Source organism: Peribacillus sp. N1, assembly GCF_054600815.1.
The window spans coordinates 317,375-337,801 of sequence record NZ_BAAHZO010000005.1; the positions used below are offsets into that span (position 1 = coordinate 317,375).

The following is a 20,427-nucleotide window of genomic DNA, read 5'->3' on the forward strand; positions in this document are numbered from 1 at the left end:
CATTATTCCCTCCTATATTAAAAGTTGTAAATTGCAAGTATTATTGAAAATTATACTACCCCCAAGGAGTAGTACAGCATACGGAAGACTTCAGCATTTTATCATTAAGCAATTTCAGCGAACGCACGACGGATTCCTTTTCAAACTCATTCATTGTCTTGAAGATTTCATTCAAGTAATCATTCATTTGCTGATCGACTAATTGATTGACCTTCATTCCTTTATCGGTCAGAGAAAGAATAGAAATTCTCCGATCTTGGGCATCTTGTGTTTTTGTGACTAAATTCAATTTTATTAAGGATTGGATTTGTCGGCTGAACGTCGTAATGTCCGTTCCCAATGTTTCTGCAATTTGCTGGATGGAAGAGTTGTTTTGTCGGTTTATTTCATACAGGATATGGCTTTGAACGAGAGAAATTTCAATTCCATCTGCACTGCAGCAATTTTTATTCAATAATCCAAAGCGCCTAGTCAAGAGTTGGAAGAGACCTCTAAGGTTTTCATTTTCCATTACTGTCACCTCACTTTATTTATACGCTAGTTATTTGCAATTTACAACTATTTGATTCAACTATTTTTTCATTTATCCTTTTAGCTTATTAAAAGCTGCCATGAAATTTCGGTGAGTTTGCTCTCCATAATAACACGCTTCACCTTTAAAAAAGTTTGTTTCAATGAATTCTTTTGCCTTTCCCACCATAGGTTCACGAGAAGCTAAAACCAGCTTGAAATAAGCATCAAAATAACCAACAGACAATACGCTTGAATGATTTACTGTCATAATCCCTCCTACCTTCCTAATTGTTTAAAGTAATTTCTCCATAGCCATCACATCGACAAATTCCCCGTCTAAAATTCCCTGGTTCTTAAACACTCCCACTTCGCGATACCCCCGTTTTTTGTACAATCCTTGACCAATCTGGTTAAAGGGAAATGTGAATAACACAATTTTATTGAAGTCATTTTCTATTGCGAGCTTTTCGATTGATTGCAGCAATAAACCGCCAATTCCTTTTCCTCGATGACCTCTTGAGATATAAACGGATAAATCGGCAACCCCATTATAAGCACTACGATTGTTATATTGATTCAAGGAAGCCCATCCAACTATTTCCCCTTCTTGTTCAGCGACAATTACCTTAAATCGACCGCTGTGTTTGGCGAACCACTCCTCCATGTAGGCTTGGTCCTTCAGTTCCGTTTCTAACGTGGCAATTCTATCCTCAATCCCTTGATTATAAATTTCTTTGACCGAGCCCATGTCTGTTTCGATCGCTTCCCGAATTATCATATCTTTCCCCCTTCATTTGCCACATGAGTTTTTAAATATTCTATAGTTGATTTATAACATTAATAGTTGCAAATTACAAGTATTATAAATTTTATGCAAAGTAGCCTTAACGAATAATAGAGCTTGAAACAAGAAAACTGCCGAGTGACCGGCAGTTTTTTCAGCTTTATAAATATTTCCGGTGAATACCTTTTCCATCATAGGAAAACAGGACTTCTTTTCCTTCCATGACTGATTCCATATGCACGGGGCGGCCCCAGAGCTGATAGATATATGGCATGACTTTTTCGAGATATTTCAGATCCAGTTCAATATCTTCATACCAATGCTTTAGATAAAGTTCCCCATTGCGCATGAAGTCCCCATCATTTACTGTGATATAGGGGAAACCGCCGTTAACCCTCATACTGACGAGTTGATCACGAACATGTTCCCATGCCTTATCGACGATTTTATAATCCTTGCCCTGCTTTTGGAATAAGTACATATCCTCCCGCATGACCAGATCTTTCGTCAAATAATTGCGGAGAAAGGAAATATCAGATTCGATTTCCCTGACTTCGAACATCTTTTCCCGGCCAGATCCAGGCTTGACGCCCAGCCTGATCATTTCTTCGGTTGGATTATCATAGCGTTCTTCAATATCTTCAAGCACTTTCAAGCCGAGATAATAAGGATTGATACTGGTCCGTGATGGCTGAACGACCCCTGCGTTCAGTTTCGCGAATTCAATGGCTTCCCCTGAGGATAGATCCAATTCACGGATTATGCGCTGATGCCAGTAGGATGCCCAGCCTTCGTTCATGATTTTCGTTTCCAGCTGCGGCCAGAAATACAGCATCTCTTCCCTGATCATCGTCATGATATCCCGTTGCCAATCGGTTAAATCCCTGCTGTACTGTTCTATGAAAAGCATAATATCCTTTTCAGGCCTTGGCGGGAATTTTTTTCTTTTTTTAATGTTGGATTTCTTCGGTTTATCTTTATTATCAAGGTCCCATAAATCATCATATTGTGTGGCTGTCGGTTTTATTTCCTCTTCTTCTTCCTCATCCTCCATCGTCCAGGCAAGCTTTGGTCTCATCAGCGACGGATCGATATGTTCTTCAATGGCTAAAAGTGCATCAAGGAAGGTTTCCACTTCCTTTTTGCCATGCAGGATTTCATATTCACGGATTCTTTCTGCAGTTGCCGACATACTTTCTACCATATCTCTCTTAGTATTATTGAAACGTATATTATTCTTAAAGAAATCACAATGCGCCAAAACGTGGGCAACAATCAATTTATTTTGTACAAGTGAATTGGAGTCCAGCAGAAAAGCGTAACAAGGATCAGAGTTAATGACCAGTTCATAGATCTTACTTAATCCAAAGTCGTACTGCAGCTTCATTTTATGAAATTGCTTCCCAAAGCTCCAATGAGAAAAACGGGTAGGCATCCCATAGGCACCAAATGTATAAATGATTTCTGAAGGGCAAATTTCATAACGCATCGGGTAAAAATCCAACCCGAACCCTGTTGCTATTTCGGTAATTTCACTAATGGCATATTCCAGAGCCTTTTGCTCCGCTTCATTCATCCGATATCCCCCTTGTCTTTCGCCTTTAAACTAATGTATGAAAAAAAGGAGGAAAAATGCCGTGATCATGAGAAAGGTCCTCGATAACAGAAAAAAAACACCTCCATATAGAAGATGTCAGGCCAAAAGTTTCGTGCAGTTCTGCACTTAATCCCTTTGAAATTAAAATTTCGCGAATTCCGTATTCACAGCCTCTTTTTTCGTTCTTGAACGGATCCAGGAAATGATGAGCGCTGCAATGATGACAAAACCTAAGTATCCTGTGACAGGGTATACCGTCCCAACCAATTTAATAAAGCCAACGAAACTTGCAAGGAAAGCGAGGATGCCGACTATAATCACGGATATTTTAAAGCGTTTCGTTTCGGCAGGTACCAACCTGGCGGTGAACGCATACAGCATCCCGACAGCGGTATTATAAATCATTCCTAAAAGGATGATTGATAGGATATATCCCAACCATGGAGAAATCTGATTCGCTAAATGAAGGGTAGGCATTCCTGAGCCTTCTATGCCCTTCAAGTCGGACATCATCCCCAAATTGATCAAGAATAGCAGGATCCCTAAACCGATCCCTCCTAGAATTCCTCCCATACCAGCCTCTTTCTTATTCTTGAAGGTCCCTCCCATTACGGCTAGCATGGCTATTCCGGCAGTCATATTATATGAAACATAAAGTAATGAACCCATCATCCAATTCCCGGTTGCAGCCGTTCCTTTACTTGAAGATGAAATGATTTGATTGAAACTTAGATCGGATGTAAAAAATGAATAACCTGAAATAATGATCATGATAACAAATAAAAACGGTGTGACGGCACTAATGATGGACATTATTTTATTAACATTAAGTAAAAGCGTACCAATCGTGAGCACCGTCATGACGATTGCACCGACAATGCTTGGAATCCCGAATTGTTCCTCAAAAATCGTTCCGGAACCGGCAATCATGATGACTGTAACGCCAAACAAGAAAAATGTGATGATAATATCGACCACCCTGCCTATATAGCGGCCACAAATATGATCGATGATGCTTTTATGGGAGCGTGTTTGGAGAGTGCTCCCCAGCTGGGTAACTTGCATGCCTAAAAACGCGAATAAAGCTGTCGCCACCACAATTCCCAATACACTGTAGATTCCAAAACTCGTGAAGAACTGTAATACTTCTTGTCCTGAAGCGAAACCTGCTCCAATGATGATTCCAATATATGCTCCTGCAAGATTTATACTATTTTTCATATCAAATACCACCCTAATTATATGATTATTCTGACAATTTAAGTTAAAAGAAATATCTTCCCCTTCATCATGATCCTGTTCTTTAATAGCCTCCCAGCTTCAAGTTAACGGGCCGATGTCCATGAAGCCGGGAGTTCTTTTATTCTTACTCTTATTTATTAGGATATCTTTTACTATAGGAAGTGAATTCATCGATCGCAGCATAATCGACTTCATAGCCAATGCCTGCCGCCTTTGGGACGGTTATGACACCATCTTCCACTGTAACCTCTGGTTGGATGATGTCTTTGTGCCAATAATTCGCGGATGCTGCCGTATCACCAGGCATCGTGAAGTTATCAAGTGTTGTCAAAGCGATATTATGAGCACGCCCGACACCAGATTCCAACATGCCTCCACACCAAACCGGTACGTTCCTTTCTTTACATAATTCATGTATTTTCATTGCTTCCGTTAAACCGCCAACCCTGCCGATCTTAATATTAATGATTTTACAGCTTCCCAATTCAAGGGCTTTTCTTGCATCTTCGACGGAATGTATACTTTCATCCAAGCAAATCGGTGTTTTGATTTCCGCTTGTAATGTGGCATGATCGACAATATCATCTGATGACAAGGGCTGCTCGATCATCATTAAATCAAATTGATCAAGTTGTTTCAGTAATTCGATGTCTTTCAGCCGGTAAGCGGAGTTTGCATCTGCCATGATCGGAACATCAGGATAACGATTTCGTACTTCCCTTATTACATCTACATCCCATCCTGGTTGTATTTTAATTTTGATTCTTTTATACCCATCCCTCAATCCAGCTTCTATCTTCGCCAGTAATTCAGATACCGTTTTTTGGATGCCGATGCTGATTCCAACATCGATTTTTTCCAGTTTTCCGCCTAAAGCAATACTTAATGGAATATTCTTTTCTTTCGCATATAAATCCCAGATGGCTCCCTCGATTGCCGATTTTGCCATATTATTTTTACGAATATGCGAGAACATATCCGATACATCACGAGGATGCTCTATTTCTTTATCCAATACAAGCGGAATCAGGAAATCCTCCAGCATGGTCCAATTGGTTTTTATGGTTTCTTCGTTATACCAAGGTGCTGAAAACGCCACAGATTCAGCCCAGCCCGAAAGCCCTTCTCCATTTTTCACTTCCACAAGAATGAACTCCTTATCCACAAACGTTCCAAAGCTTGTTGTAAAGGGAGCTACCAAATCCATATTTAAATGACGTAAACGCACTTCTGTTATTTTCATCCCGAATCCCCTCTTATTCTTGTATTTTTAATAAATAGTTTTGAATGTTTTTACCTTTTTCCCGTTCGATCCCGGCTGCAACATATCCTTTGGCAAAAAAGGCTTTGAATAATTCACCGGTTTTTAACCGCCAATCAATCGCAAGGCGAAGATCAGCTTTTTTGATTTGTTGAATATCTGTCGGAATGGGTATGGCAATCACCTCGGCATTGGTTTCGAAATGATAATCCTTGATGTAAGGAAAGCCTTGGTCATTCATTGCTGTCGTTACGAGGTGTACGGCTTCATCAGGAAGCGGAGTCTCTTCCTTTGCTTCCTGCCGTATATTCCATTCCACCATGAATCGATCTGTGGACAGTCCTTCATTGAGGGTATCCTTCATATTTCCATAACAATCTTCCATATATGTAGAGCAAACAGCTTTTAGCTTACCGATATTCAAGTTTGCATTCACACTTTCCAATGGATCATACGTCCATGTGATCAAGTCGTAGCCTTTTTTTAGTGCTTCTTCTTTTTGTGCAAGTTTAAGTAATCTGCCGTAGCCCTTCTTTTGATGGTCCGGATGGATGGCTAACATATGTGAACAAAGATATACCCTTCCGTCTTTGAATCCCGGGAAACTGTATTGAAACCCGACTAACTGGCCATTGATATAGCCGCCTAAAACAAGCCCGCCGTTTTTGACTGCCGTAATCGTCTGATGGATGGGAACGCAATCCATACCCCATACGAGGGCTTCCAGTCGCTGCACCTCTTGTAAATCCTCTAATGTGGATAGGGATTTAACAATTAATTCATCAGTCATGTAAGTGGCCCCCATCCCCATATTTCTCGAAAGTCAGTATGATGGCTTTGACCAGGATTTCAATTCCCGATAACAAAGCATCTTTGTTGAAAGTCATGTTCGGATGATGGAGCCCTGGTGCCAAATCACAGCCCAATCCAAGCATCGTCGCTTTGAGTTCAGGTCTTTTCAACGTATAAAAATGAAAATCCTCTCCCCCGGTTGTAATGACAGGAGCTACCAGATTTTTTTCCCCGAGTGTATCGGCTATCGCTTCAGACATTATTTCCTGGGCTTGATCGTTCACGGTTGCTGCAGCAACACAGGTTCCCGGTTCGAGTTTCATTTCGACTCCATGGACAATGGCCAAAGATTCTGCAACCTTTTCCACCTTTTTGGTGAGCTCTTCCATCACTGCATTATCCTGTGCCCTTAAATCCAAGGAAAAAGTGGCTCTCCCCGGGATGATATTGGAACTTTCGCCGCCAGCAAAAAACTGCGTCATTTTTACGGAATAAGGGATCGACGGATTGAGATGGATACCATTTAACAAAGTGATGAATGCCGCTCCTATCTCGATGGCATTTTGTCCTTGATGCGGTCTGGCTCCATGCGCATCAGTTCCCGCTATTTCACCTTTAATAAACTGAGCGGCTCCATGCACAATGGCTGGCGCCGCTTGCCCATCCTTCACTTCCTCAACCGGTCTTAAGTGCACTCCATAAAGGAAATCGACATCATCCAATACCTTTTCTTCAATCATCTTCAAGGCGCCCGTACCTTTTTCTTCGGCAGGTTGAAAAATGAACTTCAGCTTCCCGCTAGGATGAAAGTCCATTTCCCTCAATACCAGGAATACTCCAAGTGCCAAGGTCATATGACCATCGTGTCCACACGAATGATTGGCTTGAAACATGCCATGCACCTCCTGCCAAAGTGCATCGATATCCGATCGTAACCCGACCGTAAAATTCCCATCCCCGATTTCCCCAATCACTCCTGTACAGTCCTCGAATGTTTTCACCGTACACTGATTCTCCGTTAAAATATTTGAAATGAAAGCTGTCGTATTCACTTCATTCCAACTCGTTTCAGGATTTGCGTGTAAATGGTCAAAAATATCGAGTATACGCGGCCTTAATTTTTCGATAGATTGTGTGATATCCATTTCTGTCTCCCCCTTGTATCCCGGTTTAATCGGCTTGTTCCCCAAACTGGTGGAAGTTTTACCTCAAAAGAAATAATCGTCTTGATTGAACGCATCATATATAGCTTTTCTTTCTTTGAAACCCTGTTCGTCCTTAATCGATACACCAGCTACTAAACTATTCAATAATGAGAATAAAACCGGTGCGGTATCGATCGTGGAAGTCCTTGGTGTTGAAATGGGCAGTAAAATGTCAGTGTATTCAGCAATCGGAGCCAGTTCGGAATCCGTAACCCCAATTACAAATGCACCCGCTTTTTTGGCCATTTCCGTTATTTTCACAGTCTCTTTAACATAGCGGTGAAATGAAATGGCCACAAAAACGGAATTTTCAGTCATTTTATTCAACAGTAAAAATATATCATCAGTATCAGGGCGATATAAATGAACCTCTTCCCTAACAAGCCTAAGCGTAAAGGTTAACCAATGTGCTGCCGAAAATGATAAACGGTGTCCGGATATTAAAACATTGTCAGCTGCCGCCAATTTATCGACTGTTTTGGAGAAATCTTCATTTGATAAATTTTTCATTGTCTTTTCGATGCTGATGATATCCTGCCCCATCACCTGAGCCATGAAGTTTGGCTGACTCGCGGCTTCAAGTTTTGAAGAATGATATTCATTCAAACTGCTGCTCTCGTATATCAACTGATTGCGAATAAGCTTTTGAAGCTCAGCATATCCACTTAACCCTAATGAATAGCAAAAGCGGATGATGGTCGTTTCACTCACCCCAATATCCTTTCCGAGCTTTTGAGCTGAAGTGACTGCAAATGTATGTGAATGCACTAACAAGTATTTTGCTACCTTTTTTTGACCAGTAGATAAACCAGGGAATACTTCTTTAACTTTTTGCTGTAAATCCATAAAACATCCCCTCTGAAACAAGATATGAATCCAAAACTTTTTATATGACAATATGAAGTTTTCGCTTCAACAATAATAGAGAGTATTTTATCACAGGACTTTTAATAAAACAATAATATTCTGAATTTTTAATAAAAAGGAAGGAAATGCTTCAAGCACAAAAAAACCACGGAGATGGACTCCGTGGTTTCAGTTTGGCGGCAAAATGGGGTTCATAGTCCGAATAGTGAGGTGAACTTAACGGCCGAATACAGTGCGGGGTAGGTCGAATACTGTGCCTCAACGGTCGAATACGGTGTGGTTTAGGTCGATAAACTGCGTCAACGGCCCAAGACAGTCGGCGGAAAGGGAGCGGATTTCTGAAATCAACTGAACATTTTAAAATAAAAAACTGTAGGCAAACTGAGTTTTCATCGAGTTTGTCTACAGTCTGAAACCACGAAATGTACTGGTGGTTTTCCTTCATTTATTTTTTATGACGCTTTGCATAGCCACATCGTTTGCATAATTCTTCAACTGCACATCTTCTTGAAAAACCATCATACATATTTTTCGCCCGTTCACCATTTAAAATGTCTTCAAGTGATGTTTCGAATATATTTCCCAGCGGTATTTTGCCTTCACTATCCAAGCAACAAGGTACGACTGTACCATCCACCAAGATGCCTAATTGATCTCTAAGGGCATAGCAGAAAATATTTTCATCGATAATGTCACGGTCCAATTCCGGCCACTCGAATTTTTCGGCCATGTTTATATAAACCCTGTCCCTCAACTTTATATTATTCTTTTGCTGAAGAGCTTCACTTAAGCGAATGTCCAATGAAAGCTTCTCCTCCAGCATGCTCAGAATATCATCGTTCAGGCCATTACTCGCTTTTAATTCATCCGTATCCATATTCCATAAACGAATGGCACAAATCACTTCGCTTTTTTCATTTGCTTCATTAATAAAATCGGCAATATTACTGACATAAGAGTCAAGACTATTGCTCGTATCGTTTGCCTCAAAGCTATGAAGTGAAATATTCACCTGCCGAAGGGCTTTTTTGGAGAGCAGCTTGTCTTTGACCTTTTGAATCAAAGTACCGTTCGTTGTAATATTAACCTTCAGGTCATTTTCAGCACTGATATCCAGGAATGTACCCAAATTTTTATTTAAAAACGGTTCACCCATCAGATGAAAATAAATATGATCGGTGTGTGGTTTGATTTTCTTGATAACATCCGTAAACCCTTCAGGATCCATGAATTTCAGGGTCCTTTGCAGACTGGAGCTTGGACAAAAATTACACTTCAAATTACATATATTCGTAATTTCCACATAAACTTTCTTAAACTTTCTCATTTTCTAATACCCCTACAATCAAGCTTATTGTTTCATTCTGATACTAACTATACTTGTTAGCTGCTCCTAAATGCAATGAAAACTTCATGGAAGCTGAACGGCTGCCATCATTCCCCACTGGCAGCTAATCCGAAATCCACCATTTCCCGGACAACCTTAAACAAAATCAGAAAAAAACATCTTCTCGAGGTGAAGATGTTCTGTAATGCATCCCTTAAGTTTTCCGGTTGTTCCGATCTCACTTTCCTTTTTGTTCCGTGACCTTCAAACTAAGTAATTTTTCATTTTTCAAATCATGTTGTACAGTCACGATGACATTGAACTTCTGACCTTTATTCTCGACCAAAAATTTGAAATCGTCTTCGACTAGATTTTTCGCTACTGTTTTTCTGCCCTTATATTCGTAATCGGTAATCTCAACTTCAGGATAATCTGCCTGAACTATTGTAATCGCAATCTTTCCGTATTTTTCGTAATCGGGTTTTTGGGCTTGTGCTGAAATGGCCCCTGCTTGCATAATCAAAAAAATACCCATTAGCATCACGATGACTTTCTTCAAAATCTTTCCTCCTCATACTTTCCGATTAGAATTATTATGTAAAATTGTTCAGTTGTTATGCAGCTGCTTTGCTTCTTTTACAAGCATGATTCCAACTAATCGATTCCTCTCCCACTCCTCAGGAAACACAGTCAATGGCGGATTGGTTTCATCCACTAAATAACTAAGTTCAATCGTCATTCCCGGGCGGCGGAATTCAGTTATGAACCAATCCGTATATCCGCTTCCTACCGCTTCTTTGTCCGGAAAGGTCAGTTCATATCCAGTCAATTCGGCAGTCTTTTTCGCAATGCCATAATCCCTCGCCATATTTTTCCGTTTATTATTGTAATGCCAAAAGATTTCCCGTCCTGAGGTATGATAGGAAACGGCAATAAGGGGATCGATCTTTTTCGTGAAATCCGTAAGCGCTATAACTTCAGCTGCTTCAAGTGGTTGTCGGCCCTTATAAAATTGATACGTCGGTTTTGTTTCATGACTCATGACTTCTTTCCATCCAGCAGGATACTGCCTATTTAAATCAATGCCATTAGCGTTGGCTTTCCACCGGGACCAATTCCTGCTATATCGGTTCATTTTCCATACCGCAGCCTTTTCAAGAACATTTAAGTTGGAGAAATCTCCTTGCTGGATGCTGACGCCATCCGGATTCAGCATCGGGATGAACCAGATGCTCACCTCATCCAATGATTCCGTCCGATATTCTCCAACAGGTTTGCCCGCTCGATATGCGGCTGCATATTCTTCAAGCATGCGCATTAAAAGTTTGGAGCTGAGCCATTCCCGTCCATGATGTGATCCCACCAGCAAAATCGATCTTTTTCCTTTACCTAACCTGACTGCCTTTATATTTTTCCCCTTTTCAGTTTGTCCGATAATTTGAACGTCCAATTCATACTGCTTTTGGATTCCTTGCAGATCCATTTCCATCTGTTCTGGGGAATACACTTTTGCCGCCAGCGATGGTTCAGGGAAAAAAAGAAGCACCAGTATTCCAATTACCATTATTTTTCTCATGTACTCACCTTTTATTTTTATTCAGGTAAAAAGCAACAACCGCGTTCCAAATACATCGCCACTTATTGTAAGGAAATGTTCTGTCATATCTGAACAAAATACAAATAGCTCCTTAATAAGGGGGAGAAGAACATGAGGATTGCTGATTATGATCAGGCATTGTTTCACACGCATCGTTCTGATTGGGACAGCTTGTTAGTATTGATGGTTCGAACGAAAGATCACTTTCTTTCAAAAAAAATAGAACATTTTTTACACGCTTACAGGTTTGAGCATGATTATCAAATCGTTCAATCCCAGCTGTATGCACTGCTTCGTTATCTGGATCATGCGGCAGAAAAAACAAGTGATTATTTAAGTGAACTTCCAAGCTAAAATCAACTATAGTTTTTGCAAAACGGGAAAAATTATACAAGAGGATCGATTTTCGGGGATATAACTTTGGCTGGTGAAACCCTATAAAAACAAGGAAGGGTCAGGTATGTAAATACCTGACCCTCATTTCATCATTTTTTGATTGTAGCATATGCCGTTGCATACATTTTAAGCTCTTCAATCATACCTTCTACAAGTACTGCAGATTCTTCAAATAAACCATCATTTTCGTAATCGAAGCAATGCGGATCCAGAACCAATTGTTTGGCGATCACATTTGCATAAAGGCTTCGACCCACTGTCCTCACGGAATTCAAGGCATTGATCCCGCCTTTTCCTCCGCCGGAAACAGCCAATAGAGCGACTGGTTTATGCGTGAATTGTTCGCTGCTTAGAAAATCCAAGGCATTTTTCAAGGCTCCGCTCATGGAACCATGATACTCCGGAGTTGTCAGAATTACGCCATCAGCTTCCTCGATGCTTTTCCGAAGTCCTTGAATAACTTCCAGTTGATATTGTTCACCTTCACCTGAATATAAAGGGATTTCGCTATTGCTTAAATCAATAAGTTCCGCTCCGTATTTCTTGGATATGTAGCGTGAGGCAATCCCCGTACGCCCTTGTTTACGTGGTGAACCATTAATGATTACTAATTTCATGAATTAAACCTCCATTATTCCCCGATGTTTTCCGAGATCAGTCGCCAATACAGTATACCAAAACCGCAACGGAATTTCCTAGAATTTTGATTTTTCATGCAACTAAAAATCAAAAAAAAAAAACGAAAGACCTGAAGAAGTCTTTCGTTTAGCTTTCATACATTTAAACCAATGCTTCAATCTTGCTCATGAAATCTTCCATGACTCCCGATAACTTGGACTCAGCTTCTTGCATTGATTTACCTTGGACACCGAAATAGAATTTAATTTTCGGTTCAGTGCCTGAAGGACGCAGGCAAACCCATGTACCATCCTCAAGGAAATACTTCAATACATTTGATTTCGGAAGCTCGATCAATTCTTCATCATTTGAAAGTAATGTACGCTTCTTGCTGCTTTGGTAATCTTCTTCAACGACTACCGGAATGCCAGCTATTTGGGAAGGAGGATTTTGACGGAATTGATTCAATATTCCTTGAATCTGTTTCGCTCCCTCAATGCCCTTCAAAGTCAATGAACGCAAACCTTCCAAGTAAAAGCCGTACTTTTCAAACACATTCAGCAACCCTTCATATAAGGTCAATCCCTGCTTTTTATAATGGGCACAGACCTCGACAGCAAGCACCGCAGCTTGAATGGCATCCTTATCACGTGCAAAGTCTTTAATCAGATAACCGTAGCTTTCTTCATATCCGAACAAAAAGCTGCTTTCCCCGCTTTCATGATACTGATTTATTTTCTCGGCAATGAACTTAAACCCGGTAAGTACATCAACCGTCTTCAAGCCATATGACTCGGCAATCGTACGCCCGATTTCTGAAGTGACGATCGTTTTCAAGATGACTCCATTTTGAGGAATCTTCCCTTTTTCTTTTTTCTGGGACAGTAAATAATCCAGGAAAAGGGCACCTGTTTGATTACCAGTCAGGACAACATATTGGCCCATCTCGTCTCTCACGGCAATTCCAAGCCGGTCGGCATCCGGGTCCGTTGCTATCAATAGATCCGCTTCCACCTTGTTACCAAGCTCGATGGCCATTTCAAATGCAGCAGGTTCCTCCGGGTTTGGAGACTGAACTGTCGAAAAATCCGGATCTGGCATTTCCTGCTCCTTAACGATATGCAAATTTTGATATCCTAAGCTTTGCAGTGCCCGCCTGACGGATTTATTTGCCGTTCCATGAAGCGGCGTAAAGACGATTGACACATCTATTTCCTCGGCAAGCTGCGGGTTCTCTGGAACTGTAAGCAACGCGCGATTATACGCTGCATCCACTTCCTCCCCAACCATTTCGATGAGGCCCTGCAGTTTAAGGACTTCAGCTTCTTCAACCTGAATTTCAAGCTCGTTTTCAATGGCATTCACGTAGCTGATCACTTGATCCGCCGCATCCGGTGGCAATTGTGCCCCATCTGACCCATAAACCTTGTAACCATTATATTCAGGCGGATTGTGGCTTGCCGTGATGACGATGCCAGCAAAAGCATTCAGCTCTCGAACCGCAAAGGACAATTCTGGAGTTGGACGCAATTCATCGAATAAATAAGCTTTCACCCCAAATGTTGCCAAGGTCTTAGCTGCTTCCAGTGCAAATTCCGGGGACTTATGTCTTGAATCATAAGCGATCACAGCCCCTCTTCCTTTCGCTTCTTCCCCAAACGAAGAGATATATTGAGCCAACCCAACCGTTGCCTTCCTTACCGTATAAACATTCATCCGGTTCGTTCCCGCTCCGATTTCCCCACGCATTCCGCCTGTTCCAAACTCTAAATTTTTATAAAAGGCATCTTCGAGTTGTGCTTCATCCCGCTGCATTTCCTCAAGGAGGACACGTAATTCCCCATTTAAATTCTGGTACCCTGCCCAAGTGGTGTATAAAGATTTCCAATCCATCTCCAACATCTCCTCCCAAACGCCTCATATTTGTAATTATTATGTATCTACCTTACATATACAAAATTATCACATTTATTCCAATAAATGAAGCTCGTAATGAAAAGAACCGAATCCAGCATTCTTCACATCACGAGCTCGTATACCTCTTTATTTTTGGCCATCTTTGTAATGCAGATGGTAAATATCATGGCGGCGATCTTTCAATTGCTTTACAGTACCAGACTGACGCTCCCGCCTTAAGATTTCCAAATCGACATCGCCAATCAGGACCATCTCAAGGTTCGGGCTGGTTTCCCCGACTATGCCGTCACGCGCAAATTCGAAATCCGATGGAGAGAAGATTCCCGATTGGGCATATTGGATATCCATATTTTCCGTTTGCGGAAGATTTCCGACCGTTCCGGAAATGACAGTATAGATTTGGTTTTCGACTGCACGGGCCTGGGCACAATAACGAACTCGCAGATAGCCTTGCCTGTCTTCTGTACAAAATGGAGTGAATATGATTTTGGCTCCCATGTCGGTAGCAATCCGGGCGAGTTCCGGAAACTCAATATCATAACAAATTTGTATCGCAATTTTTCCACAATCCGTATCAAAGACACGAACGCGGTCACCTGCGTTAATACCCCACCATTTTCTTTCATTCGGTGTGATATGAATTTTATATTGCTTTTCAATCGTCCCATCGCGACGGAATAAATAAGCGATATTATAGATATTGTCATCATCTTCTTTAACGAAGTGGGAACCGCCGATGATATTGACGTTATACCTTACAGCTAAAGTGGTAAACAATTCAATGTATTGCTCCGTGAAATCCGACAGTTTCCGGACAGCCAAGCTTGGTGATCTTTCATTCAAGAAAGACATCAGCTGGGTGGTGAACAATTCCGGGAACACGGCGAAATCCGCATTAGCATCCGAAGCAACATCGGTGAAATATTCGACTTGGTTAGCGAAATCTTCGAATGAATCGATTTTACGCAGCATGTATTGCACGACGCAGATACGTACCGGCTCTGATGTTTTATAATAACGTTTTGTTTTCGGCTGATAATCGACGTTATTCCACTCCATGAGAGTAGCATACTTATTCGATTGCAGATCATCAGGCAAGTAATTCGGATTGATCCTCATAAGCGTGAACCCATTTAAAAGCTGGAATGAAAGAACCGGATCATATATTTTATGCAATTGCACTTCTTTCACATATTCCCTTGGTAATAGTTCCTCCGCATGTTTATGGTAATTGGGGATCCTTCCCCCGATAATGATGCTTTTTAAATTCAAATGGGCAACAAGCTCTTTCCTTGAATCATATAATCTTTGGCCAATTTTCATCCTGCGGAATTCAGGATGGACCATGACCTCGATTCCATATAAATTATAACCGTCTGGATTATGATTCGTGATGTACCCATTATCGGTTACATCATCCCATGTATGGCGGTCATCATATTCGTCAAAATTAATAATGAGACTGGAACATGAGCCAATCACTTTTCCATCATATTCAGCCACAAACTGTCCTTCTGGAAAAATCGCCAGATGGCTCTCAAGCTGATCTCGCTTCCAGGGAACCATTCCAGGAAAGCAACTCGACTGCAAAGCAATTATTTCATCTATGTCTCCTAGCCTCATATTACGTATTTCCATTATTTTTTCATATTTATGCAGGTCCAAATTGGGCATTTTTCCTCAGACTCCTTTAATCTCTTCCATAAGAATTATACCCCTTATTCAAAAATTAAAACAACTGAACCTACCCATGGATTACAAATAAAAACATTCTGAATGTCCGTTAAAAGAATATATATTTTACATACGCGGTCCTTACATACTATACTTTTCATGAGAGTAAAAAGAGATGGGGAAGAGGAACCATGAACAATACAAAACGCAGTGTGGAAAACTTATTATTTGTAGCCTGGGCTGCTTCCATCATTGCTATGTTTGGAAGCTTATATTTTTCTGAAATCAAGCAATATGAACCTTGTGTCCTCTGTTGGTATCAGCGGATCATCATGTATCCCTTTACGATCATTTTAGGAATTGCAATCATTCGAAAAGATTATTGGATCAGCTTTTATACGATGATATTATCCGCTATCGGTGCATTCATTTCCACGTACCATTACTTGATACAAAAGGTTTCATTCTTTTCTGACCACACCCTTGCATGCGGAAGGGTTCCATGTACAGGTCAATATATAAACGTATTTGGTTTCATCACCATCCCGTTCCTAGCCTTGACTGCATTCATCATTATTTTCATATGCAGTTACATCATATGGACAAGATCCAAGGAGGTTGCAGCTTAATGAAGAAAATGGCTATATTTTTAGTGATAATCGTCGCGATATTTGTCCTGCTGGGCGTTTTTACAAACTTGAAAAAAGAAGAAAAATCAAAAGGAAATCCATACGGTAAGGATAAGCTTAAACCCGCTACTGTCGATCAGCTGGATGACCCCAATTATCAAAACTTGATCCTGCCGGAAGAATTGGAGCAGGACCTCCAGGATAATGAAGATGTGACCGTTTACTTCTATAGTCCTGAGTGCCCGCATTGTCAAAAAACCACGCCAATCGTGGCTCCTTTGGCAGAAAAGCTGGGAATCGATCTAGTTCAATACAATCTTTTGGAGTTTGAACAAGGATGGAGCGATTATGGCATCAAAAGCACACCGACCATCGTTCACTATAATAATGGCAAAGAACAAGAACGGATCGTTGGCTATAATGATGAGGAAACGTTCGAGAAATGGTTCAAGGACCACGATATTAATTAAGGATGGAAAAAATGAGCCGGCCCTAACGGAAATGCTTCTCCCGTTATAGCCGGCTCATTTTTTTTGCCTTATACTAAATATTGATTCGCCACCTGGATGTCCATCATCTGCATCTCATTATTCGCTTCATGGTTTATACTTGAAAAATGGTCATAATAAAAGGGGAAGAATATTCCGCATTCATTCAATAGAGTGATGTTATGTTGGAACAATTCTTCAGATTCAGATTCCATAAAATCTTCTCTCTTTTGTTTGTCTAATATCGACATAAGGACTTGAAGACATGTCATTACTTGAAATGCGTCTCTTAATGTTGCCAAGTAAGTAACAGAACTTTGATTGGGCTTTAAAACGCCAATCTCGCGAAAATGAAGGATTTCACTTTCCGTAAAGTATTTGGGAAATACAGATTCGTAGAAACGAGAAACGAGTCTCGCTATTTCTTGCTCTTGTTCTTCCGTTGAAGAAAAGACCGTCTTCACTAAAAAAACCACCTTTTTTCAGATCCGTTAGACCTATCTATTATATGTATATTCTAGGACAAGCGATTTCTTTCTCACTAGAATAACATAAATATTGTAAAAAATATGTGGTAATTTCCACCACGGAAATTTCATCAATAGGTCCAAGGTTACTTTTTCATGACTAATTCTTAATTATTATATATTTTTTTCATTTAATCAAAACCAAAGCAGTCGAAAGTAGGAGTTTTTATTGGAAAATTTCAGAATAACTAACCAACATTTAATAATTGATGTTCTCCAAAGTTGGAATGGATTAACAATTGAAAAGCTTTTTAGGGAGCGTTGGCAGGCCCCCAAAAAATTAGTGCATGAATGGAGAATGAGTAAAGAAGTGACAGTGAACGGGAATTCCGTCGCATGGTCAACTATCCTTAATGAAGGAGATTCGATCAGCATCCCCTTATTGGATCACGCTGAAAATGAAACAGTACAAGCGGCAGACTTAGGAATTTCCATCTTATATGAAGATGATGTGTTGTTGATAGCCAATAAACCGGCTGGAATGGATACCCATCCTTCTCAGCCCGGTGAAGCACACTCCCTCCTCAATGGTGTCGCGCACCATCTTCAAAAAACCGGCCAGACCTGTATGATCAAGCATATTCATAGGCTTGATAAAGATACCACCGGTGCCGTCCTTTTTGCCAAAAACCGCCTTATTGGGTCCATGCTGGACAGAATGTTGGAAGAAAGGGAAATCAAGCGGACTTACCTAGCTTTAGTCGAAGGAAACATTAAAAAGAATGAAGGCGAAATCAAAGAAAAAATTGGCCGCGACCGCCACCATGCGACGAGAAGAAGGGTTTCCCCTACAGGCCAGACAGCAGTCACACACTATCGGGTGCTCAACCGAGATCCCAAGAAAAACTTGACGCTGGTCAGCTGCACCTTGGAAAGCGGCCGAACCCATCAAATCAGGGTGCATTTCAGTCATTTAAACCACCCATTGGCCGGAGATACCTTATATGGCGGAAAAAGGACATTTCCACGTCAAGCCCTTCATGCAAGGAAAATTGAATTCATCCATCCCATATCAGAAGAAAAAATGATCGTTGAAGCTCCTTTCATTGATGAACCTGATATATTCGATGTCACCATTTAAACAAAAGAACACCGTTCCATTTCGGACGGTGTTCTTATTTCTTCATTAATATTATCCGAATTGTCGCTCATATTTTTTCACGGACGGATCTTCTGCATGTTGGGTCGAATTTTTCCGCTATACGGCCGAAATATACGCATGTCGGGACGAAATCCGTTCATTTTGGCATAAAAAATAGCTGGCCACTAGGGCCAGCTTTATTTTTTTATTTATGAAGCTTTTCTCATGCCTTTTAAGATAAGGCTTAAGATGAAGACAAATACTATTGCACCAATCAATGCTGGAATTATAGCGAAATCTGCTACTGAAGGTCCCCAGTTCCCAAGAATTAATGAACCTAACCATGCACCAACAAAACCAGCGATAATGTTACCGATAATTCCAAATGGTACGTCACGTCCAACGATCATACCTGCTAACCAACCAATGATACCTCCGATAATTAATGACCATAAAAATCCCATAATATATTTCCTCCTTCAAATTAGTTATTTTTTCATTTCTGCAGCAGACTCCAAGAAATCAAATCACTTCCATATTGTCATGCTTTTTTCAGTTATTTTAACTTTTACATTCAAATGGTATGATGCCGATTAGCACGATATCTAATGAATGTGAATGCTTTAGTTATTGGGTAGAGTTAGCTAGCTATAGCCCTTGAGTAACTGATTGGACAATCCTCATGTTAGTGATTTTTTTCTTTTTGTTTGCCGCTGTACTCATTATTTTCCCCGTTTAAATAATCTAAAACCTAATTTTTTAAAAAAATATTTGGCAACGAAAACAGGATTATCAGACATATTAAACGGTATACCATAGGCTTTAACTTTGTCACATTGTTAGTATAAGCAGTAACCGTCTCAAATATGTTCATAAAGGAAAAAGAAAAAGGATGCCCAATTTCCGGGACATCCTTCTATTATTTGCAGCATTCTTTTTAGAACAAAAGTTCATCGGGATTGCTGCCGAACCGTTCATTTTTGTTCAAGGCATCTATTTGATTCATTTCATTCAAGCTTAATGAAAAGTCAAATACATGTGCATTTTCCTCAATGCGGGACGGCGTAATCGATTTAGGTATTACAACTAGATCATGTTGCAGATGCCATCTAATCAACACTTGCGCTGAACTTTTCCCATGCTTCTTCGCTATATGATTAATTGTCGGCTCTTCCAATAGGTTCCCTCTTCCTAGCGGGCTCCAAGATTCTACCTTTATTTCGTGTTTTGCACAGTAATCACGAATTTCGACTTGAGTCAAAAGTGGATGCAATTCAATTTGATTGACGACCGGCTTCACTTCACTGTTTGCAAGTAAATTTTCCAAATGATGAACATGGAAATTACTTACACCGATTGATTTCACCTTTCCATCCTTATAAAGCTTTTCCAAAGCCCTCCAGGTTTCCAGATATTTATCTTTTCCCGGCCAGTGGATCAAGTATAAATCCATGTATTCCAAGCCAAGGCGATTTAAACTATCATCAAATGCCTGGAGCGTCGTTTCGTATCCTTGCTCTGTATTCCACACTTTAGATGTTATGAACAATTCTTCACGAGGCACGCCGCATTCACGAATCGCCTGACCAACACCTTCTTCATTTTCATAAATGGCAGCCGTATCGATCGCACGATATCCAACTTCGATCGCTTTCTTGACAGACTCAACCGTTTCATTGCCGTTTTTCACTTTAAATACACCAAAACCCAACTGTGGCATTTTAACTCCATTATGTAAGGTGATCGTTTCCCCAATATTTGAAATCATTCCATCATTCCTCCTTACTTTTATTTACCAATTATACATCCCTCCACCTTCTATTTCTAACCATAAGCCTCGGGATTTACAGAGTTCTTAAACGAAAACGCACCCATCTATATATATAAAAGGAAACATTTTATCTTTTTAATC

General features: G+C 40.5%; 22 protein-coding genes. 4 read left to right on the forward strand and 18 right to left on the reverse strand.

What is annotated here, in order from left to right:
* Positions 1-55: 55 nt before the first annotated feature.
* The 12 genes from ACYP5M_RS20050 to ACYP5M_RS20105 form a co-directional block, all read right to left on the reverse strand.
* Entirely contained in the window at positions 56-511 is a 456-nt protein-coding gene (locus tag ACYP5M_RS20050; protein WP_459735439.1) for a MarR family winged helix-turn-helix transcriptional regulator, read from the reverse strand.
* A 72-nt stretch (positions 512-583) separates the two neighbouring features.
* A complete protein-coding gene (locus ACYP5M_RS20055) occupies positions 584-781 on the reverse strand; it encodes a hypothetical protein (RefSeq protein ID WP_434168724.1) in 198 nt (65 codons plus the stop codon).
* A 24-nt stretch (positions 782-805) separates the two neighbouring features.
* A complete protein-coding gene (locus ACYP5M_RS20060; RefSeq protein WP_434168723.1) occupies positions 806-1,291 on the reverse strand; it encodes an arsinothricin resistance N-acetyltransferase ArsN1 family A in 486 nt (161 codons plus the stop codon).
* Positions 1,292-1,457: 166 nt separating this feature from the next.
* A complete protein-coding gene (locus ACYP5M_RS20065; RefSeq protein WP_101224313.1) occupies positions 1,458-2,873 on the reverse strand; it encodes a SpoVR family protein in 1,416 nt (471 codons plus the stop codon).
* Between the two features lie 162 nt (positions 2,874-3,035).
* Entirely contained in the window at positions 3,036-4,115 is a 1,080-nt protein-coding gene (locus tag ACYP5M_RS20070; RefSeq protein ID WP_101224314.1) for a YkvI family membrane protein, read from the reverse strand.
* Positions 4,116-4,266: 151 nt separating this feature from the next.
* Positions 4,267-5,379, reverse strand: a complete 1,113-nt coding sequence (gene menC, locus ACYP5M_RS20075) for an o-succinylbenzoate synthase (RefSeq protein WP_459735440.1) — start codon at positions 5,377-5,379, stop codon at positions 4,267-4,269.
* Between the two features lie 13 nt (positions 5,380-5,392).
* Entirely contained in the window at positions 5,393-6,187 is a 795-nt protein-coding gene (locus ACYP5M_RS20080) for a GNAT family N-acetyltransferase (RefSeq protein ID WP_452444761.1), read from the reverse strand.
* A complete protein-coding gene (locus ACYP5M_RS20085) occupies positions 6,180-7,334 on the reverse strand; it encodes a M20 peptidase aminoacylase family protein (RefSeq protein WP_459735441.1) in 1,155 nt (384 codons plus the stop codon). Before ACYP5M_RS20085 ends, ACYP5M_RS20080 begins: the two co-directional genes overlap by 8 nt.
* A gap of 63 nt (positions 7,335-7,397) precedes the next feature.
* Positions 7,398-8,240, reverse strand: coding sequence for a MurR/RpiR family transcriptional regulator (locus ACYP5M_RS20090; RefSeq protein WP_101224317.1), 843 nt, complete (start codon positions 8,238-8,240; stop codon positions 7,398-7,400).
* 466 nt (positions 8,241-8,706) lie between these two features.
* Positions 8,707-9,588 (reverse strand): radical SAM/SPASM domain-containing protein, encoded by an 882-nt coding sequence (locus ACYP5M_RS20095; RefSeq protein ID WP_101224318.1) that lies wholly within the window; start codon positions 9,586-9,588, stop codon positions 8,707-8,709.
* Between the two features lie 238 nt (positions 9,589-9,826).
* Positions 9,827-10,147, reverse strand: coding sequence for a DUF3889 domain-containing protein (locus ACYP5M_RS20100; RefSeq protein WP_101224319.1), 321 nt, complete (start codon positions 10,145-10,147; stop codon positions 9,827-9,829).
* 48 nt (positions 10,148-10,195) lie between these two features.
* Positions 10,196-11,164 carry a M14 family zinc carboxypeptidase gene (locus tag ACYP5M_RS20105; RefSeq protein ID WP_459735442.1) on the reverse strand — a complete coding sequence of 323 codons (969 nt, stop codon included), beginning with the start codon at positions 11,162-11,164 and terminating at the stop codon, positions 10,196-10,198.
* 132 nt (positions 11,165-11,296) lie between these two features.
* Here ACYP5M_RS20105 and ACYP5M_RS20110 point away from each other — a divergent pair, with 132 nt between their 5' ends.
* Positions 11,297-11,539 carry a YhdB family protein gene (locus ACYP5M_RS20110; RefSeq protein ID WP_048689737.1) on the forward strand — a complete coding sequence of 81 codons (243 nt, stop codon included), beginning with the start codon at positions 11,297-11,299 and terminating at the stop codon, positions 11,537-11,539.
* A 131-nt stretch (positions 11,540-11,670) separates the two neighbouring features.
* Here ACYP5M_RS20110 and ACYP5M_RS20115 read toward each other — a convergent pair whose 3' ends face one another.
* From ACYP5M_RS20115 to ACYP5M_RS20125, 3 genes are all read right to left on the reverse strand, one after another.
* Complete coding sequence (locus tag ACYP5M_RS20115) at positions 11,671-12,198, reverse strand: NADPH-dependent FMN reductase (RefSeq protein ID WP_434168714.1); 528 nt, start codon at positions 12,196-12,198, stop codon at positions 11,671-11,673.
* 163 nt (positions 12,199-12,361) lie between these two features.
* Positions 12,362-14,092: a phospho-sugar mutase gene (locus tag ACYP5M_RS20120; protein ID WP_434168713.1), complete on the reverse strand. Its 1,731-nt coding sequence runs from the start codon at positions 14,090-14,092 to the stop codon at positions 12,362-12,364.
* A 150-nt stretch (positions 14,093-14,242) separates the two neighbouring features.
* Positions 14,243-15,790, reverse strand: coding sequence for a carbon-nitrogen hydrolase family protein (locus ACYP5M_RS20125; RefSeq protein ID WP_137018058.1), 1,548 nt, complete (start codon positions 15,788-15,790; stop codon positions 14,243-14,245).
* 191 nt (positions 15,791-15,981) lie between these two features.
* Here ACYP5M_RS20125 and ACYP5M_RS20130 point away from each other — a divergent pair, with 191 nt between their 5' ends.
* Positions 15,982-16,419: a disulfide oxidoreductase gene (locus ACYP5M_RS20130; protein WP_101224324.1), complete on the forward strand. Its 438-nt coding sequence runs from the start codon at positions 15,982-15,984 to the stop codon at positions 16,417-16,419.
* Positions 16,419-16,889: a thioredoxin family protein gene (locus ACYP5M_RS20135; RefSeq protein WP_048689755.1), complete on the forward strand. Its 471-nt coding sequence runs from the start codon at positions 16,419-16,421 to the stop codon at positions 16,887-16,889. The genes ACYP5M_RS20130 and ACYP5M_RS20135 overlap by 1 nt, the downstream gene beginning before the upstream one ends.
* Before the next feature lie 68 nt (positions 16,890-16,957).
* Here the strand turns inward: ACYP5M_RS20135 and ACYP5M_RS20140 are convergent, their stop codons facing one another.
* Positions 16,958-17,371 (reverse strand): DUF5365 family protein, encoded by a 414-nt coding sequence (locus tag ACYP5M_RS20140; protein WP_459735443.1) that lies wholly within the window; start codon positions 17,369-17,371, stop codon positions 16,958-16,960.
* 232 nt (positions 17,372-17,603) lie between these two features.
* On the opposite strand from ACYP5M_RS20140, the gene ACYP5M_RS20145 reads away from it, so the two are divergent.
* Positions 17,604-18,515 carry an RluA family pseudouridine synthase gene (locus tag ACYP5M_RS20145; protein WP_459735444.1) on the forward strand — a complete coding sequence of 304 codons (912 nt, stop codon included), beginning with the start codon at positions 17,604-17,606 and terminating at the stop codon, positions 18,513-18,515.
* 209 nt (positions 18,516-18,724) lie between these two features.
* Here the strand turns inward: ACYP5M_RS20145 and ACYP5M_RS20150 are convergent, their stop codons facing one another.
* Both ACYP5M_RS20150 and ACYP5M_RS20155 read right to left on the reverse strand, forming a co-directional pair.
* Positions 18,725-18,979, reverse strand: coding sequence for a GlsB/YeaQ/YmgE family stress response membrane protein (locus ACYP5M_RS20150; protein WP_170946860.1), 255 nt, complete (start codon positions 18,977-18,979; stop codon positions 18,725-18,727).
* Positions 18,980-19,452: 473 nt separating this feature from the next.
* The gene (locus ACYP5M_RS20155; protein ID WP_434168711.1) at positions 19,453-20,283 is read right to left on the reverse strand and encodes an aldo/keto reductase; all 831 of its coding nucleotides are present in this window, start codon (positions 20,281-20,283) and stop codon (positions 19,453-19,455) included.
* Between the last annotated feature and the right edge of the window lie 144 nt (positions 20,284-20,427).

Excerpts from the sequence above, each read along its gene's own strand:
- ACYP5M_RS20050 (WP_459735439.1), bottom strand. The coding sequence starts at position 511 with ATGGAAAATGAAAACCTTAGAGGTCTCTTCCAACTCTTGACTAGGCGC.
- ACYP5M_RS20055 (WP_434168724.1), bottom strand. The coding sequence starts at position 781 with ATGACAGTAAATCATTCAAGCGTATTGTCTGTTGGTTATTTTGATGCT.
- ACYP5M_RS20060 (WP_434168723.1), bottom strand. The coding sequence starts at position 1,291 with ATGATAATTCGGGAAGCGATCGAAACAGACATGGGCTCGGTCAAAGAA.
- ACYP5M_RS20065 (WP_101224313.1), bottom strand. The coding sequence starts at position 2,873 with ATGAATGAAGCGGAGCAAAAGGCTCTGGAATATGCCATTAGTGAAATT.
- ACYP5M_RS20070 (WP_101224314.1), bottom strand. The coding sequence starts at position 4,115 with ATGAAAAATAGTATAAATCTTGCAGGAGCATATATTGGAATCATCATT.
- menC (WP_459735440.1), bottom strand. The coding sequence starts at position 5,379 with ATGAAAATAACAGAAGTGCGTTTACGTCATTTAAATATGGATTTGGTA.
- ACYP5M_RS20080 (WP_452444761.1), bottom strand. The coding sequence starts at position 6,187 with ATGACTGATGAATTAATTGTTAAATCCCTATCCACATTAGAGGATTTA.
- ACYP5M_RS20085 (WP_459735441.1), bottom strand. The coding sequence starts at position 7,334 with ATGGATATCACACAATCTATCGAAAAATTAAGGCCGCGTATACTCGAT.
- ACYP5M_RS20090 (WP_101224317.1), bottom strand. The coding sequence starts at position 8,240 with ATGGATTTACAGCAAAAAGTTAAAGAAGTATTCCCTGGTTTATCTACT.
- ACYP5M_RS20095 (WP_101224318.1), bottom strand. The coding sequence starts at position 9,588 with ATGAGAAAGTTTAAGAAAGTTTATGTGGAAATTACGAATATATGTAAT.
- ACYP5M_RS20105 (WP_459735442.1), bottom strand. The coding sequence starts at position 11,164 with ATGAGAAAAATAATGGTAATTGGAATACTGGTGCTTCTTTTTTTCCCT.
- ACYP5M_RS20110 (WP_048689737.1), top strand. The coding sequence starts at position 11,297 with ATGAGGATTGCTGATTATGATCAGGCATTGTTTCACACGCATCGTTCT.
- ACYP5M_RS20115 (WP_434168714.1), bottom strand. The coding sequence starts at position 12,198 with ATGAAATTAGTAATCATTAATGGTTCACCACGTAAACAAGGGCGTACG.
- ACYP5M_RS20120 (WP_434168713.1), bottom strand. The coding sequence starts at position 14,092 with ATGGATTGGAAATCTTTATACACCACTTGGGCAGGGTACCAGAATTTA.
- ACYP5M_RS20125 (WP_137018058.1), bottom strand. The coding sequence starts at position 15,790 with ATGCCCAATTTGGACCTGCATAAATATGAAAAAATAATGGAAATACGT.
- ACYP5M_RS20130 (WP_101224324.1), top strand. The coding sequence starts at position 15,982 with ATGAACAATACAAAACGCAGTGTGGAAAACTTATTATTTGTAGCCTGG.
- ACYP5M_RS20135 (WP_048689755.1), top strand. The coding sequence starts at position 16,419 with ATGAAGAAAATGGCTATATTTTTAGTGATAATCGTCGCGATATTTGTC.
- ACYP5M_RS20150 (WP_170946860.1), bottom strand. The coding sequence starts at position 18,979 with ATGGGATTTTTATGGTCATTAATTATCGGAGGTATCATTGGTTGGTTA.
- ACYP5M_RS20155 (WP_434168711.1), bottom strand. The coding sequence starts at position 20,283 with ATGATTTCAAATATTGGGGAAACGATCACCTTACATAATGGAGTTAAA.